Origin of the sequence: Azohydromonas caseinilytica (assembly GCF_012927045.1) — a bacterium.
In the GTDB taxonomy this organism is placed as follows: Bacteria; Pseudomonadota; Gammaproteobacteria; order Burkholderiales; family Burkholderiaceae_C; genus Azohydromonas; species Azohydromonas caseinilytica.
In genome coordinates, this window is sequence record NZ_JABBFW010000008.1 from 229,372 (window position 1) to 243,995 (window position 14,624).

Genomic DNA, 14,624 nt, shown 5'->3' on the forward strand with positions numbered 1-14,624 from the left:
ATGCGGTGCGTTTGCGGTGGCGGCGGGTCGCGCGCTCAGTGCGCGGCCCACTGGATGGTGTCGAGGTCGATGCCGGCCTGGTGCAGCTCCCACAGCGGGCTCAGCGAGCGCAGCCGCTCCACGGTGGCGTGCACCTGGGCCACGGCGGCGTCGATCTCGGCCTCGGTGGTAAAGCGGCCGACGGAGAAGCGGATCGAGCTGTGCGCCACCTCGTCCGACAGGCCCAGTGCGCGCAGCACGTAGCTGGGCTCCAGGCTGGCCGAGGTGCAGGCCGAGCCCGAGGACACGGCCACGCCCTTGACGCCCATGAGCAGCGACTCGCCCTCGACGAACTCGAAGCTGATGTTGAGGTTGTGCGGCACGCGCCGCCCCAGGCTGCCGTTGACGCGCACGGCCGGGATGTCCTTGAGGCCGCAGAGCAGCCGGTCGCGCAGCGCGCGGATACGCTCGTTCTCGCGGCCCATGCCTTCCTTGGCCAGGCGATAGGCCTCGCCCATGCCCACGATTTGGTGCGTGGGCAGCGTGCCCGAGCGCATGCCGCGCTCGTGGCCGCCGCCGTGGATCTGGGCCTCGATGCGCACGCGCGGCTTGCGGCGCACGTACAGTGCGCCGATGCCCTTGGGGCCGTAGGTCTTGTGCGCCGACAGGCTCAGCAGGTCCACCGGCACGTGCTGCATGTCGATCTCGACCTTGCCGCTGGCCTGCGCCGCATCGACGTGGCACAGGATGCCGCGGGCGCGGCACAGCGCGGCGATGGCCGGGATGTCCTGGACGACGCCGATCTCGTTGTTGACCCACATCACCGACACCAGGACCGTGTCCGGGCGCAGCGCCGCTTCCAGCGCGGACAGGTCCAGCAGGCCGTCCTCCTGCACGTCGAGGTAGGTGACGGCGAAACCTTCGCGCTCCAGCTCGCGCATGGTGTCCAGCACCGCCTTGTGCTCGGTCTGGACCGTGACGAGGTGCCTGCCGCGGCTGCGGTGGAACTGCGCGGCGCCCTTGAGCGCGAGGTTGTTGGACTCGGTGGCGCCCGAGGTCCACACGATCTCGCGCGGGTCGGCGTTGATCAGCGAGGCCACATGCTCCCGGGCGATTTCCACGGCCTCTTCCGCGGCCCAGCCCCAGGCGTGGCTGCGCGAGGCGGGATTGCCGAACTGCTGGTAGAGGTAAGGCACCATCTGCTGCACCACGCGCGGGTCCACCGGGGTGGTGGCGGCGTAGTCCAGGTAGATCGGTTTGGCGCTGTCCATGCGAAGGCTCCCGTGCGGCTATGGCCCTTGCTTCGCATGGACCGTGCCAACCCTGGGTGCGCATGCAAAGTTGCGCTGCGTCAATGAGTTAATACGCCGCCCGCCTCATTGGGCGCGGCCGGCGTGGGCCTTCGCCGGGGGATGGCTGTCGCTTTTGTAGGGTCTGCGACGTGGAGCGGCGCAGCGGTGTCACGTTCAGGCGCGGTAGTCGTCCAGTGCTGGATGTGGGCTCGAGACGCTTCGAGTACGCCGGTCCTGGCTTGGTGCGCATTGACCAATGTCAGAAGCCGATGTACCGGCCGGTGATGCAATTGGCTTGCCCTCCACCAGGACGGCCGGCTTGCAGTGGCGGGCCGTCCCATTCCCTTGCGATCGCAACCAAGAAGTACAACGAGCCAAGCCATGAAAGACATTCTCAAGCCCCTTGCCGTCGCCCTTGCCCTTGCTTTCGCAGGCAGTGCTCAGGCTGCCGGCCCCGCCGGCAACGAACCCATCCAGCCGATCAAGGCCGCCAAGGCCAGTGACCCCGCGCTGGTGGAGCTGGGCAAGAAGCTGTTCTTCGAGCCGCGCCTGTCCAGGTCCGGCTTCATCTCCTGCAACTCCTGCCACAACCTGAGCATGGGCGGCACGGACAACCTCAAGAGCTCCATCGGGCACAACTGGCAGAAGGGCCCCATCAACGCGCCCACCGTGCTCAACGCCAGCTTCAACGTTGCGCAGTTCTGGGACGGGCGTGCCAACACGCTCAAGGACCAGGCCGGCGGCCCCATCGCCAATCCTGGCGAGATGGCCTTCACGCATGAGCTGGCGGTGGAGGTGCTGTCCTCCATCCCGGCCTACAAGGCCGAGTTCAGGCAGGTGTTCAAGAGCGAGCGCCTCACCATCGAGGAGGTCACCAAGGCCATCGCCGCTTTCGAGGAAACGCTGGTCACGCCCAACTCGCGCTTCGACCAATGGCTTCTGGGCAAGAAGGACGCCCTGAACAAGGATGAGCTCGCGGGCTACCAGCTCTTCAAGACCAGCGGCTGCACGGCCTGCCACAACGGCCCGGCCGTGGGCGGCAACTCCTTCCAGAAGATGGGCGTCGTGGCGCCCTACAAGGCCAGCAGCCCGGCCGAAGGGCGTGTGGCCGTGACTGGCAAGGATGCCGACCGTTTCAGCTTCAAGGTGCCCACGCTGCGCAACGTGGAGCTGACCTACCCGTACTTCCACGACGGCGAGGCCGCCACGTTGACGCAGGCCGTGGACACCATGGGCAGGCTGCAGCTCGGCCGCACCTTCTCCAGCACCGAGAACGCGCAGATCGTGTCCTTCCTGAAGACCCTCACCGGCGAACAGCCCAAGCTCACGCTGCCCATCCTGCCGCCGTCCACCGACGCGACGCCGCGCCCGCAACCGTTCTGAGGAGCGGCCGGCCGAGGCGACGGCCGGCTGCCGCAGGAGCATTGGCCGCCTTCGGGCGGTCTTTTTTTGCCGGCGCGCCTTGGAGGCTGGCCTCAGGCCACTTCTGGCTTCTGAGTGAAGTAATTCCGTTCGTCCTGATGCTTCGATACCTCAGTACGAACGGGTCATCTCACGACCAAAGTGGAATCGGTATCAGGCCACGAAGAAGTAGTCCGACAGCGCCGAGGCGCTGCCGGTGGCCGCCACCAGTTGCGTGAGCTCGGCGGCGCCGACCTGCGCGTCCGCGCCCGCCGAGCGGAACAGGAACACGCCGGTCTGGGTGCCGTTGTCCACCGCGAACAGGCGGGCGTCGCCCACGGCATAGGCGGCGGTGGCCGAGCCGATGGCCGCCGCTGCGCTGGCCGCCGTGACGGCACCGGCGATGTCGGTGCTGAAGATCACGAGCTCGGCGCCGGTGCCGAATCCGCCCGGCGCGGCGCGCACCAAGGCGCCTTCGACCAGCGTGTCACCGTCGCCCACGCGCACGCCGCCCATGCTGAACAGGAAGCGGTCGTCGGCGCTGCTCCAGTCGGTGATGGCGTCCACGCCCACCAGGCTGTTGAAGCCGAAGGAATCCGCCCCGGCACCGCCGGTCAGCGTGTCGCTGCCCGCGGCGCCGTACAGCGTGTCGGCCCCGGCGCCCCCGTTGAGCATGTTGGCCGCGCCGTTGCCGACGATCACGTTGTTGCCCGTGTTGCCGGTGCCGTTGATGGCCGCGCCGCCCATCAGCAGCAGGTTCTCCACGTCCGCCGCCAGCGTGTGGGTGACGTAGGCCGCCACGCTGTCGAGGCCCGAGCCGCCCGCCTCGCTGACCGTGTCGGTCGCCGTCTCGACGATGTAGGTGTCGTTGCCGGCGCCCCCGCGCATGATCACGCCCGCCACGCCGTCGAGCAGGTCGTTGCCGCCACCGCCGTTGACGATGTTGGCCCCGGCGCGGCCGACCAGCACCTCGGCGTTGCCGCTGCCGTTGACCGTGAGCTGCGGCACGGGCGTGCCGTCGTCGTCACGGATGCTTGCCGCTACCGAGGCACTGCCCACCGTGGCATTGGTCGGGCTGAACAGGTTGAGGTTGAAGACCTCGGTCGCCTCGATGCCCAGGTCGTTGAGCACGGGGATGCGCAGCACCTGGACCGTCTGCCCGGGCGTGAACACCAGCGTGCCGGATTGCGCGAGGTAGTCGCTGCCGTTGGTGGCCGTGACGTTGCTGTTGCTGTAGCGCACGCTCACCAGCTGCGTGGACGGCGCACTCAGGCTGACGATGAAGTCCAGCGTGGTGCCCGACTCGGGCGCGGGAATCGCGGCGGCCGAGATCGTGGGCTGCACGACCGTCGCGAGCTCGCTGGGCGTGACGACCATGTGCCCACGGCCGTCACCGATGCTCGCGTTCACCGCGCCCGAGAGTTGCAGGTCGAAGAACTCGAAGTTTTCGGCGGCGGCGTCATCGCGCAGGTTCACCAGCACGGTGCGGCTGGTTTCGCCCGGCGCAAACACCAGGGTCTGCGTGCCCAGCGCCTCGTAGTCCGCGCCGGCCAGCGCCGTGCCGTTGGCCGTGCCGACCTGCACCGTGACCTGCCTCGTGCTGGCGCGGTCGAGCGTCACCTCGAAGCGCGCGATCCGGCCCGACTCGTCCGCGATGCCGTCCGTGACGGCCAGTACCGGCGTGCCGGTGGTGCCGTCGTTGTCGTGCACCACGCCCAGGCCGTCGGCATCGACGATGGTGGCGTTGCCGGCCGAGAACAGGTTCAGCCGCAGCAGCTCGTCAGCCTCGCTGGTGAGGTCTTCGAGCACCGGGACGAGGATCGTCTTGGTGGTCTCGCCGGGGGCGAAGACCAGCGTGCCGCTCTGGGCCAGGTAGTCGGCGCCGTTGGCGGCGGTGATGTTGCTGTTGCTGTAGCGCACGCTCACCAGCTGCGTGGACGGCGCGCTCAGGCTCACGATGAAGGCCAGCGCGCTGTCGCTTTCGCCGGCCTGGGCGTCGGACACGCTGATCATCGGGCTGCTCACCCGCGGCGCATCGTTGGTGGCGACGTACGCACGCGCACGCGCATCGGGCAGCGTGGCGTTGACGGGACCGGACAGCAGCAGGTCGAAGTACTCGCCGGGCTCGCTGATGGCGTCGTTGGCCAGCGTCACGCTCACCGTCTTGCTCACCTCGCCCGGTCTGAACACCAGCGTCTGCAGCGGCTGGGCGGTGTAGTCGCTGCCGGCCAGCGCGCTGCCGTTGGCCGTGGCGACGTTGACGCTGACGTTGCCCGTGGCGGGCCGGTCGAGCGTGATGCTGAAGGTGGCCATGCCCGCGGCCTCGTCCACCACGGTATCGGCCACGCGGATCACGGGCGTGCCGGTGGCGGCATCGTTGTCCACCACGAAGCCCAGCCCGTCTTCATCGGCGACCTGCGCGTTGCTGGGCGAGAACAGGTTCAGCCGCAGGATCTCGGTGCGCTCGGTGTTCAGGTCGTTCAGTACCGGGATCTCGACCACCTTGGTGGTCTCGCCAGGCGCGAAGACGAGCGTGCCGTTCTGGGCCAGGTAGTCGCTGCCGTTGGCGGCGGTGACGTTGCTGTTGCTGTAGCGCACGCTCACCACCTGCGTGGACGGCGCGCTGAGGCTGACGGCGAAGCGCAGCAGGGTCTGGCTCTCGTCGGCCACGGCATCCGTCACCGTGATCAGCGGCAGCGACACCGGCGCGCTGTCATTGGCGCCGATGGTGGCCCGGCCGAAGGTGGGCGCCACCAGCGTGCCGCCCACGGCCGTGGACAACCGCAGGTCGAAGAACTCCGCGAGCTCGGCCGCGGTGTCGTTGTTCAGCGCCACGCTCACCGTCTTGGCGACCTGGCCGGGCGTGAACACCAGCGTCTGCAGCGGCAGCGCGGTGTAATCCGCGCCGGCCACGGCCGTGCCGTTGGCGGTGGCGACATTGACGCTGACGTTGCCGGTGCCGGGCCGGTCCAGCGCGATGGTGAAGGTCACCAGGCCCGCGGCCTCGTCCACCACGGTGTCGGCCACGCGGATGACCGGCGGCCCGGCGGGCGCGTCGTTGTCATGGATGGCCCCCAGGCCGCCCTCGTCGGCCACCTGCGCATTGGTGGGCGAGAACAGGTTCAAGCGCATCAGCTCCACGCGCTCGGCCGTGGCGTCGTTGAGCACGGGGATCGACACCACCTTGGTGGTCTCGCCGGGCAGGAACACCAGCGTGCCGTTCAACGCCAGGTAGTCGCTGCCGTTGGCGGCGGTGACGTTGCTGCTGCTGTAGCGCACGCTGACCTGCTGGGCCGAGGGCGCATTCAGGCTCACGACAAAGCGCAGCGCGTGGTCGCTCTCGTCGGCCACGGCGTCCGACACCGTGATCAGCGGCAGCGACACCGGCGCGGCGTCGTTGGCGCCGATGGTGGCCCGGCCGAAGGTGGGCGCCACCAGCATGCCGCCCACGGGCGAGGACAGCCGCAGGTCGAAGGTTTCGGCCAGCTCGCGCGCGTTGTCGTTGATCAGCGCCACGCTGACCGTCTTGGCCACCTGCCCCGGTGCGAACACCAGCGTCTGGGACAGCGCCACGTAGTCCTGGCCGGCCACGGCCGTGCCGTTGGCGGTGGCGACGTTGACGCTGACGTTGCCGGCACTGGGCCGGTCCAGCGTGACGGTGAAGGTCACGACGCCGGCCTGCTCGTCCACCACGCGGTCTCCCACGCGGATGACCGGCGTGCCGATCGCGGGCGCGTCGTTGTCATAGATGGTGGCCCAGGCCGTGTCGCGGGCGATGGTGTCGTTGACCGCGCTGAACAGGTTGAGCTGGAACAGCTCCGTGCGTTCGAGCACGCCGTCGCTGCGCAGCGGGATGTCGATGACCAGCGAAGTCTGCCCGGGCGCGAAGGTCACGGTGCCGGAGCGGGCGTCATAGTCCGTGCCGTTCGCGGCCGTGAGGTTGGAGTTGCTGTAGCGAACGCTCACTGGCAACGCATTGGGCGTTGTCAGGCGCAGCGTGAATCGCGCAACGGCGGCGGACTCGTCGACTTCGACGTCATCGACAACGATCGGCATGGCTCGACTCCCCAGTCGGTTGAGAGCCTGCCGGCATGGGCCAGGATAGCCATGGGCAGGCTGCCCGGAGCTTAAGGAGGAAGCCGCGACAGCCGTTTCCGCAGTGGTGAGCAAAAGCCATACGGAACCGTGCTGCCAGCAACGGATTGAGCCAATGTTTACAGGCTCATCCAGTTGGCTGCACTTGTCATCCGGCAGTGTGTCAAACCGTCACACGCGCGTTACTTCATGCCGGTGTGCTCGCGCGGTACATGGGGCAACAGGACCTGCAGAGACCGTCGCTCAGCGCCGGGGCGGCCTGAACCAGGAGAAGAGCGTCGGCCAGTGCCACAAGGCCGCGGCCGGCTGCGACTGGGCTGGCTCCAGCAGCGCGGCGGCAGCGGCGGCTGCGGCGTTGCGGGCCACCACGTCGGCCAGCGCCTTCTCGGCGATGGCCCGCACCTCGTCATCGGTGAGATGGCCGGGCGCCATGCGGCGCAGCAGGGCCGGTTGCTCCAGCAGCTCGCGCAGGACCGCTTCCTCCTGCGCTTCGAGACGCAGCTCGAACTCGATCTGCATCGTGCTTTCGATCTCGGACCAGGTCAGCATGCGCGCACCTCCAGGCAACCGCCCGGCCATTGAGGCGTGCCGAGCTTGCAAGAGGCTGTCAGGCCCCGCCAGTGCGGGAGGCGCCACCGCAGCCGGCCCACGCCGTGTGGCATGTCATTCCGATTCGTCCTTCTCACTGAAATAACCTCGTCACACCCGCGAAGGCGGGTGTCCACGAACTCCGGGCTGCATCCCGGCCGGCGTGGAGGCCAGCCTGCGCGGGCATGACGAGGGAATATTTCCGCTTCGTTTGAGAGGCCGAATCAGACTTCGGGCCCGAAGCACACCGAATGATCGGTGCACACGGCGCAGCTGGGTGCCTTGCACACGAAGATCTCCTCGCGCTCGCACAGCTGCTTGTAAAGGAACTTCTTCCACTTCATGTCCTTGGCGTTGCGCGCCACCAGCGACGGGAACCAGTGCCTCATCAGCGCCGAGAGCTCGGTGCGCGAAGCCAGCTGCAGGTCCTGCCACAGGTGGTTGTCACCCAGGCAGGCCACGGCCACCGTCTCGGCCATGTGCAGGATCTCGGCCGGCGTGCCGGCCGAGGCGTCGGCATGGTCGAGCAGCAGCGCCGCCACGTCCTGTACCTCGTCGCCCCGCGCGGCGCGGCGCGAGCGCGCCAGCGGCAAGGGCTCAGGCAGGAAAGGCCGTTGCGCCAGCATCGTCATACCACGGCAGGCGCGTGCGTGTAGCACTTCTTGGGACAGATCTTGGCGCAGGCGGTGCAGCCGATGCACAGCCCGCCATGGGCGATCGTCATCACCTTCTTCTCGTATTCCTCGTCATCGTCGCCGTCCGGGTCCAGGGCGATGCGCTCGCCCTCTTCGTCCAGGCCGATGAGCTCCAGCACGCCGCGCGGGCAGACGCGGAAGCAGCGGCCGCAGCCGATGCACTTTTCCTCGTTGATGGACTGGACGAAGTTTGGAATCCAGCTCTCGCCCGAAGGCATGGTGACGCTGAAATTTGCCATGACAGTTGCTTTCTCTTCTGCTCTGCCCGTTCGTCCTGAGCTTGTCGAAGGGGCGCCGTGACGGCGCGGCCGGGCCTCGAAAAGCTCAGCGCCCGAACGGAACGTGCTTTCCGGCCAGGCCGGCCGATCAGCCCGCGGCTTGCGCCGCCGCCAGCTTGCCGCGCGCGGCCATCAGCGCCTCGTGCGCCTCGTGCGCGAGGCGGGCCACCTCGGGGATGCGCTCCCAGTGGGTGGGCAGCTCCTCGCTCAGGTCGTGCAGGTCCATCTTGGCCTGCACGGCCTTGGCATTGAGCTTCCTGACTTCGGCCTTGAGGGCGTCGATGTCAGCCATAGGTGGCAACCTCCTTGAATTGTTCGATCATCCCGATGCCTTCGTCGACGAGCTTGTTGCCCGCCTCGGCCAGCTTCTGCAGCGAGGGGTAGCCGAAACGGTGCACGTCGCGCAGGTAGCGGTTGACGACGATGAGCCGCCCGGTGGTGAGCACGGCGCGGCCGAAGCCCTCGTGGCTCATGTTCATCATGGGCGCGACCATGCAGCCCGTGGCGCGCTCGATGGCCAGGCCGATGGCGTTGTGGAACAGCTCCAGCCGCCACAGCGTCTCGGGGTCCGGGTCGCCCATGATCGGCATGGCGCGGCGCTGCTCGGCCGTGACAACATAGGGCTCCAGCAACTGCGGGTCGCTCTTGCCTTCCCAGGTGCCGTGCGTGTCCTGCGCGCGCAGCTGCTTGATCAGCTCGCGGATGAAGCGGTCCTGCAGCAGGGCTTCTTCCGGGGCTTGGGCCTGAACTTCGCTCATGATTGGACCTGGTCCTCTTCCTCGAAATCGAAGCGCTTCTCCTGGCCCTTGAGCAGCGCCTTGCGCAGCCATGGCGGCGGCGTGCCCTTGAGCACTTCCTGCAGCCTGGACAGGATGTCGGAGATGGAGTCCGGCCCGGTGACCTTCACCGGGTGGATGCCGGCGGCCACCACGCGCGCGGCCGCCGAACCGCCGATGGCGCCGACGTAGACGATGGCGCAGTCGCCGATGGCGGCGAGCTTGGGCGCGAGCTTGTCCTCATCGCCGTCCTCGGCCAGGTTGTCGCCGAAGGCGAAGTCCTCCACGAAGGCGCAGCTCTCGGCCGTCACCTCGTAGACGGCCAGGTGCTTGGCCCAGCCGAAGTGCGCGTCCACGCGCTGCTGGTCCTGGGTGGCAAAGGCGACTTTCATGGGCTGGAGCTCCTGTGGGGGCGGTACGGGTCAAAGTCCGATCTCGGCCACGCCCTCGCCGGCGGCGGAAGGGGCCAGGCCGGCAGCGGCGGCGCGGGCCGCGGGTGTGAGCGGCCAGTCCTCGGGGCTGGCGTGGTGGATCTGGTCCATCAGCAGGTTGCCGACCTCGAACACGAAGTTGCGGCTGCCGCGGTAGCCCACGTGGCAGACGTGCGAGTTGCCGATGCGGTCGAACATCGGGATGCCCAGGCGGAACAGCGGCTTGCCCAGGCGCTGCGCCGCCTGGCGGCCATGCGAGTGCGTGATCAACAGGTCGCACCCGGCCGCCTGGGCCGAGCGCTCGAAGTCCTCCAGGTCGCCGATGAGCACCTCCGCGGTGGGCAGCCGCTCCAGCAGCGGCGACTTGGTGGTGGTCACGGCCACCGACAGCTCCGCACCCATCTCGGCGAGGAAGCTGCCCGCAGCCCACAGCAGGTCGGGCTCCGCGCCCAGCGCGACCCTGACGTTGCCGAAGTGGAAGTGGCCGTCGAGCATCGCGTCCACCAGCTGGCTGCGTTGGCGCCGCAACTTCATGGACACCGGCCGGCCGCTGAGCCGGCTGAGGAAACGGATGAAATCATCCGTGGCGGTGAGGCCGGTGAGCCGGTCGAACAGCGTGTACGGCACGCCGCAGCGGGCCTGCAGCGCCTGCGCGGCCGGGCGCATCTGCTCGCCGATGGCGATGGCGTGCTGCGCGCCGCCCAGCGCCAGCAGCTCGTCCAGCGTGGTGCCGCCCAGCGTGTGGCCCAGCCAGCCCTCGGGAATGTGGCCGTCGAGCGAGCCTGACATGTCCGGCGCGAACACCGGCCGCAGCCCGAAGGACCCGATGATCTCGCGCAGCTCCTCGATGTCGCCCGGCGTCAGGTGGCAGCCCGGCAGCACCGCGACCTTGCGCGCCACCTTGGGCTCGTTCTGGCGCGGCAGCCTGGACACCAGCGCCGTCACCGCAGCGGCCCAGCCGTCCTGGAAGGCGCCGACGTAGTCGGGGGTCGAGGCGTAGACGACGGCGGTATCGTGCAGCTCCGGGTGCTTGTCCTGCGCCAGCCTGACGAACGCTTCGACGTCGTCGCCCTTGGTTTCGGTGAGGCCGGTGGAGCAGATGGCGATCAGCCTGGGCCTGGCGCGCGAGCGGATGTTGAGCAGCGCCTTCTCCAGGTTGTCGTAGCCACCCATGATGGTGGTGGCCTCGTTCATCGCCGTGGTCTGCAGCGGGATGGCCTCCTTGAAGTGGCGCACCAGCAGCACCAGCCCGAAGGAGGTGCAGCCTTGCGAGCCGTGCATCACGGGCATGCAGGAGGCCAGGCCCATGAACGCGTAGCTCGCGCCCAGCGGCTGGCTCATCTTGAGCGGGTTGACGGCGGCGGCTTTCCTGGATTCGGTGACGAGGGCCATGGCGGTGCTCTCCTGCGCAACTTCTTCAAGCCGGCAGCGCGGCGGTTTCGGTCTCTTCCCAAGGGGCGGGGGCCTTCACCTGCTGCCACACCGGGTTGAACAGCGCCTTGTCGATCTCGGCGATCATGGTGACCATGCCCTCGTAGCCGGCGAAGGCGTGGTGGCGCTCCTGGTTGATGTCCATCCAGGGCATGCGCGCCTTGAGGGCCACGAACTGGCTGCGTCCGCCGCTGAGCATGATGTCGGCCCGGGCGTCGCGCAGCATGGCGTACATCTCGCGCGGGCTCAGGTCGTCGATCATGTGCGCGTCGTCGCCCATGATCTCCTTGATCTTTTCCTTGTCTGCCCGGGTGCTCTTCTTGACGCTGGTGCCCACCACTTCCAGGCCGGCCTCCTGCAGCGCGGCGACCACCGACCAGCTCTTCACGCCGCCGGTGATGAGCAGCACCTTCTTGCCCGCCAGGCGCTGGCGGTAGGCGCGGATGCGCTCCCAGGCGCGCGCTTCCTCGACGGCGATCAGCGCCTCGGTGCGCTTCTGGAGCTCGGGGTCGGCGCCCTGCTCCACCAGCAGCCGCGCGATGTCGCGCAGCGTGGTGCTCATGTCCGAGATGCCGTAGAACGAGCCTTCGAAGAACGGGATGCCCCAGCGCTGCTGCATGCGCGTGGCGACGTTGATCATCGACTTGGAGCACACCATCATGTTGGCGCGCGCGCGGTGGGCGCCGGCGATCTCGCGGTAGCGGCCGTCGCCCGAGATGCAGCTCAGCACGCGGATGCCCAGCGCATCGAGCAGCGGCTTGACCTGCCACAACTCGCCCGAGAGGTTGTACTCGCCGATGATGTTGATGTCGTAGGCCGTCATGCGCTCGGGCTCGACGGTGCCGATCACGTGGTCCAGCAGCGCCTCGGCGCCGAGCTTGTTTCCCAGGTTCTTCGGGCCGGCAAAGCCCGGCGCGTTGACGGGGATCACCGGCTTGCCGAACTTCTCGCTGGCGCGCTTGCACACGGCCTCGATGTCGTCGCCGATGAGGCCGGTGACGCAGGTCTGGTAGACGAACACGGCCGCCGGGTCCTGCCGGTCCAGGATCTGGCGGATGGCCTTGAACAGCCGCTTCTCGGCGCCGTAGATGACGTCGAGCTCGTTGATGTCGGTGGTGAAGCCGGTGCGGTAGAGCTGAGAACCGGAGGACGCGCTGTGCCGGTTGTCCCAGGAGTTGCCTTCGCAGGCGATAGGGCCGTGCACCAGGTGCGCCACGTCCACGATGGGCTGCAACGCGATCTTGGCGCCATCGAAAGCGCAGCCGCCGGCCGCGGCACCCGGCGTGAGCTGCTTGGTGCAGCCCTTCTTGCGCGCCTTCTCGTCCTTGGTCTGGTTGTGTTCGCAACCTGGCTCGTCAAAGACCTGCGCAATCTTGTCCTTCAGGCTGGGCGACATGGTTTCTCCTGGGGCATGCGAGCACAGCTAAGCAGGTTCGGTGCCAGCAGCGTGTGTGCGCTTCCAGGCTTCGGCCACGGGCCGAATGGCGGCTTCGGTGCTCCATGCGCCGCTGCGGCATGGCGGGTTTGCGACAAACGCGACGCCTTGGCGATGGCGCGACATGCCGGCGTCGCGGCACTGGCCGCGGATGTCGCCGTGCTTCGAGCGCGACCAGCGGCCGGCAGGCTACAGCCGCAGCAGCCAGTCGGACTCGCGTTCCGGGTCGTTGACGCGCTGCAGCAGCTCTCCCGGGCTGCCGTGCATGTAGGTCCGCACCTCGCGCGTGAAGTGCGGCTGGTCGGCGTAGCCATGCGCCGCCGCGGCCTCGGCGCGGCTGGCGCGCCCGTCGCGCACATCACGCAGGGCCTGCTCCAGGCGCAGCAGGCGCTCGATCTCCGTGGCGCTCAGCCCGGCCAGCTGGCGGGTGCGGCGCTGGAAATGCCGCTGCGTCCAGTTCAGCAGGCCCAGCGCCGCAGCCCGGGTCGAGCGCTGCCACAGCGCGGCGCCGAAGCGGCGCCACACGCTTCGTGGGCCTGCCGCCGTGGCCCAGCGCGGGCCCAGGAAGGCTTCGCAGCAGGCAATGCGCTGCGCATGGTCTGGGGCTGTCGCAACGGCGTCCAGGAAGGCGCTCCAGTCCGGCGGCAGATGCTCGCGGGCATCGACGACCTGCTCGGTGAGGCGGTCGGCGTCCAGGCCGCTGAGCAGGCCCAGCGCGGCCGGCTGGAACACGAGGCCGAAAGAGTTATAGGGCGTGAGCGCCATGGAGCGGTACGGTTGCCGGTGCGCCCCGGCCAGCATCACCGCCGGCAGCTCCACGGCCTGTGCCTGCCCGCCGCGCTCCACCAGCACGGCGCGGCCCTCCACCAGCCATACCACGGCCATGTACGGGTTGGGCGGGATCAGGCTCTGGCGTTGCTCCAGCGACAGCGGCGCGCAGGGCCGCAGGTCATGCCAGTAGTAGGCGCGCACGCAGGCGCCCAGCTCGGCGCTGGGTGCCGCCAGTGCAGAATCCGACCGGCGCTTCAGAAGCGGGGCTGTCATGGCAACGGGGCACGGAAGCGAACGCGACAGCCCGGCATTGTGGCCGCGGCCGGTGCCTCCAGCCTGCCGCGAGGCTTGCAGGGTCGCGGCGGGCCGCCGGAGCCGATGCGCAAGAATGGCGGGTTGTCTTGAGGGTGGCCCGTCATGCTGATCAACTGCGTCGTCTATCAGGAGGGAAAGAAGCTCTCCGACATTCCGGTCGAGGAGATCAGCCGCTGGGTCGAGAGGCCTGACTGCTTCGTGTGGGTGGCGCTGCGCGACGCCAGCGACGAGGAGCTCGCCACCATGCAGCGCGAGTTCGGGCTGCACGACCTGGCGGTGGAGGACGCCAGCCACGGCCAGCAGCGCCCGAAGGTCGAGGAGTACGCGGACCAGCTCTTCGTCGTGATGCACACCGTCGAGCTCGACGCGCTGGACCAGCTGCGCGTCGGCGAGGTGGACGTCTTCGTCGGCCGCAACTTCGTGCTCTCGGTACGCAACCGCAGCCGCCACAGCCTGCTGGGCGTGCGCGAGCGCGCCGAGCGCGAGCCGCACCTGCTGCGCCACGGCGCGGGCTTCGTGCTGTACGCGCTGCTGGACGCGGTGGTGGACCGCTACTTTCCCATCATCGACCTCATGGAAAGCGAGCTGGAGGCCCTGGAAGCCCAGATCTTCGAGCCCGGATCGGCGCGCACCAACGTGCAGCAGCTCTACGCGCTCAAGCAGCGCATCATGGCCGTGCGCCACACCGTCACCCCGCTGCTGGAAGCGGTGGCCAAGCTCTGGAGCGGGCGCGTGCCGGCGGTGTGCGAGGGCAACCGCGAATACTTCCGCGACGTCTACGACCACCTGCTGCGCATCCATGCCAGCCTCGACAGCCTGCGCGACACCATCGGCACGGCCATCCAGGTGAACCTGTCCATGGTGACCATCGAGGAGTCCGAGATCACCAAGCAGCTCGCCGCCTGGGCCGGCATTTTCGCCGCCGCCACCGCCTTCGCCGGCATCTGGGGCATGAACTTCGAGCACATGCCCGAGCTGAAGTGGCAGTACGGCTACCCGCTGGCGCTGGGCACCATCGTGCTGACCTGCGTGCTGCTGTACCGCCGCTTCAAGAAGGTCGGCTGGCTCTGAGCCTGGCGCCCGGCGCGTTTGTCCGGAACCCGACAAAGCCGGGCTGTCCGACGCGCCCGGTGGATG

13 protein-coding genes are annotated in these 14,624 nt (G+C 68.8%); 2 read left to right on the forward strand and 11 right to left on the reverse strand.

Annotation, left to right across the window (positions count from 1 at the left end; translation table 11 throughout):
- Positions 1-35: 35 nt before the first annotated feature.
- Complete coding sequence (locus HHL10_RS14080) at positions 36-1,250, reverse strand: IscS subfamily cysteine desulfurase (RefSeq protein ID WP_169161000.1); 1,215 nt, start codon at positions 1,248-1,250, stop codon at positions 36-38.
- Positions 1,251-1,652: 402 nt separating this feature from the next.
- Between HHL10_RS14080 and HHL10_RS14085 the strand changes: the two genes are divergently transcribed.
- Entirely contained in the window at positions 1,653-2,654 is a 1,002-nt protein-coding gene (locus tag HHL10_RS14085) for a cytochrome-c peroxidase (protein ID WP_169161001.1), read from the forward strand.
- A 192-nt stretch (positions 2,655-2,846) separates the two neighbouring features.
- Here HHL10_RS14085 and HHL10_RS14090 read toward each other — a convergent pair whose 3' ends face one another.
- From HHL10_RS14090 to HHL10_RS14135, 10 genes are all read right to left on the reverse strand, one after another.
- Positions 2,847-6,728, reverse strand: a complete 3,882-nt coding sequence (locus tag HHL10_RS14090; protein ID WP_169161002.1) for a Calx-beta domain-containing protein — start codon at positions 6,726-6,728, stop codon at positions 2,847-2,849.
- Positions 6,729-7,010: 282 nt separating this feature from the next.
- A complete protein-coding gene (locus HHL10_RS14095; protein WP_169161003.1) occupies positions 7,011-7,316 on the reverse strand; it encodes a hypothetical protein in 306 nt (101 codons plus the stop codon).
- A 263-nt stretch (positions 7,317-7,579) separates the two neighbouring features.
- Entirely contained in the window at positions 7,580-7,981 is a 402-nt protein-coding gene (locus tag HHL10_RS14100; protein WP_235971451.1) for a nitrogen fixation protein NifQ, read from the reverse strand.
- A gap of 2 nt (positions 7,982-7,983) precedes the next feature.
- On the reverse strand, positions 7,984-8,289 hold the full coding sequence (gene fdxB, locus HHL10_RS14105) for a ferredoxin III, nif-specific (RefSeq protein ID WP_169161005.1): 306 nt from the start codon (positions 8,287-8,289) through the stop codon (positions 7,984-7,986).
- A 127-nt stretch (positions 8,290-8,416) separates the two neighbouring features.
- Positions 8,417-8,620 (reverse strand): CCE_0567 family metalloprotein, encoded by a 204-nt coding sequence (locus HHL10_RS14110; RefSeq protein WP_169161006.1) that lies wholly within the window; start codon positions 8,618-8,620, stop codon positions 8,417-8,419.
- Positions 8,613-9,086 carry a NifX-associated nitrogen fixation protein gene (locus tag HHL10_RS14115; RefSeq protein WP_169161007.1) on the reverse strand — a complete coding sequence of 158 codons (474 nt, stop codon included), beginning with the start codon at positions 9,084-9,086 and terminating at the stop codon, positions 8,613-8,615. Before HHL10_RS14115 ends, HHL10_RS14110 begins: the two co-directional genes overlap by 8 nt.
- Positions 9,083-9,496, reverse strand: a complete 414-nt coding sequence (nifX, locus tag HHL10_RS14120) for a nitrogen fixation protein NifX (RefSeq protein WP_169161008.1) — start codon at positions 9,494-9,496, stop codon at positions 9,083-9,085. Before nifX ends, HHL10_RS14115 begins: the two co-directional genes overlap by 4 nt.
- 30 nt (positions 9,497-9,526) lie before the next feature.
- Positions 9,527-10,927, reverse strand: coding sequence for a nitrogenase iron-molybdenum cofactor biosynthesis protein NifN (nifN, locus tag HHL10_RS14125; protein WP_169161009.1), 1,401 nt, complete (start codon positions 10,925-10,927; stop codon positions 9,527-9,529).
- A 25-nt stretch (positions 10,928-10,952) separates the two neighbouring features.
- A complete protein-coding gene (gene nifE / locus HHL10_RS14130) occupies positions 10,953-12,362 on the reverse strand; it encodes a nitrogenase iron-molybdenum cofactor biosynthesis protein NifE (RefSeq protein ID WP_169161010.1) in 1,410 nt (469 codons plus the stop codon).
- Positions 12,363-12,590: 228 nt separating this feature from the next.
- Positions 12,591-13,445 carry a helix-turn-helix transcriptional regulator gene (locus HHL10_RS14135; protein ID WP_169161011.1) on the reverse strand — a complete coding sequence of 285 codons (855 nt, stop codon included), beginning with the start codon at positions 13,443-13,445 and terminating at the stop codon, positions 12,591-12,593.
- 144 nt (positions 13,446-13,589) lie between these two features.
- Here HHL10_RS14135 and corA point away from each other — a divergent pair, with 144 nt between their 5' ends.
- Positions 13,590-14,558, forward strand: a complete 969-nt coding sequence (corA, locus tag HHL10_RS14140) for a magnesium/cobalt transporter CorA (RefSeq protein WP_169161012.1) — start codon at positions 13,590-13,592, stop codon at positions 14,556-14,558.
- Positions 14,559-14,624 lie beyond the last annotated feature (66 nt).

Coding starts and splice junctions, on each gene's coding strand:
- HHL10_RS14115 (WP_169161007.1), bottom strand. CDS start 9,086: ATGAGCGAAGTTCAGGCCCAAGCCCCGGAAGAAGCCCTGCTGCAGGAC.
- nifN (WP_169161009.1), bottom strand. CDS start 10,927: ATGGCCCTCGTCACCGAATCCAGGAAAGCCGCCGCCGTCAACCCGCTC.
- HHL10_RS14090 (WP_169161002.1), bottom strand. CDS start 6,728: ATGCCGATCGTTGTCGATGACGTCGAAGTCGACGAGTCCGCCGCCGTT.
- nifX (WP_169161008.1), bottom strand. CDS start 9,496: ATGAAAGTCGCCTTTGCCACCCAGGACCAGCAGCGCGTGGACGCGCAC.
- fdxB (WP_169161005.1), bottom strand. CDS start 8,289: ATGGCAAATTTCAGCGTCACCATGCCTTCGGGCGAGAGCTGGATTCCA.
- nifE (WP_169161010.1), bottom strand. CDS start 12,362: ATGTCGCCCAGCCTGAAGGACAAGATTGCGCAGGTCTTTGACGAGCCA.
- HHL10_RS14080 (WP_169161000.1), bottom strand. CDS start 1,250: ATGGACAGCGCCAAACCGATCTACCTGGACTACGCCGCCACCACCCCG.
- HHL10_RS14085 (WP_169161001.1), top strand. CDS start 1,653: ATGAAAGACATTCTCAAGCCCCTTGCCGTCGCCCTTGCCCTTGCTTTC.
- HHL10_RS14135 (WP_169161011.1), bottom strand. CDS start 13,445: ATGACAGCCCCGCTTCTGAAGCGCCGGTCGGATTCTGCACTGGCGGCA.
- corA (WP_169161012.1), top strand. CDS start 13,590: ATGCTGATCAACTGCGTCGTCTATCAGGAGGGAAAGAAGCTCTCCGAC.
- HHL10_RS14100 (WP_235971451.1), bottom strand. CDS start 7,981: ATGCTGGCGCAACGGCCTTTCCTGCCTGAGCCCTTGCCGCTGGCGCGC.
- HHL10_RS14110 (WP_169161006.1), bottom strand. CDS start 8,620: ATGGCTGACATCGACGCCCTCAAGGCCGAAGTCAGGAAGCTCAATGCC.
- HHL10_RS14095 (WP_169161003.1), bottom strand. CDS start 7,316: ATGCTGACCTGGTCCGAGATCGAAAGCACGATGCAGATCGAGTTCGAG.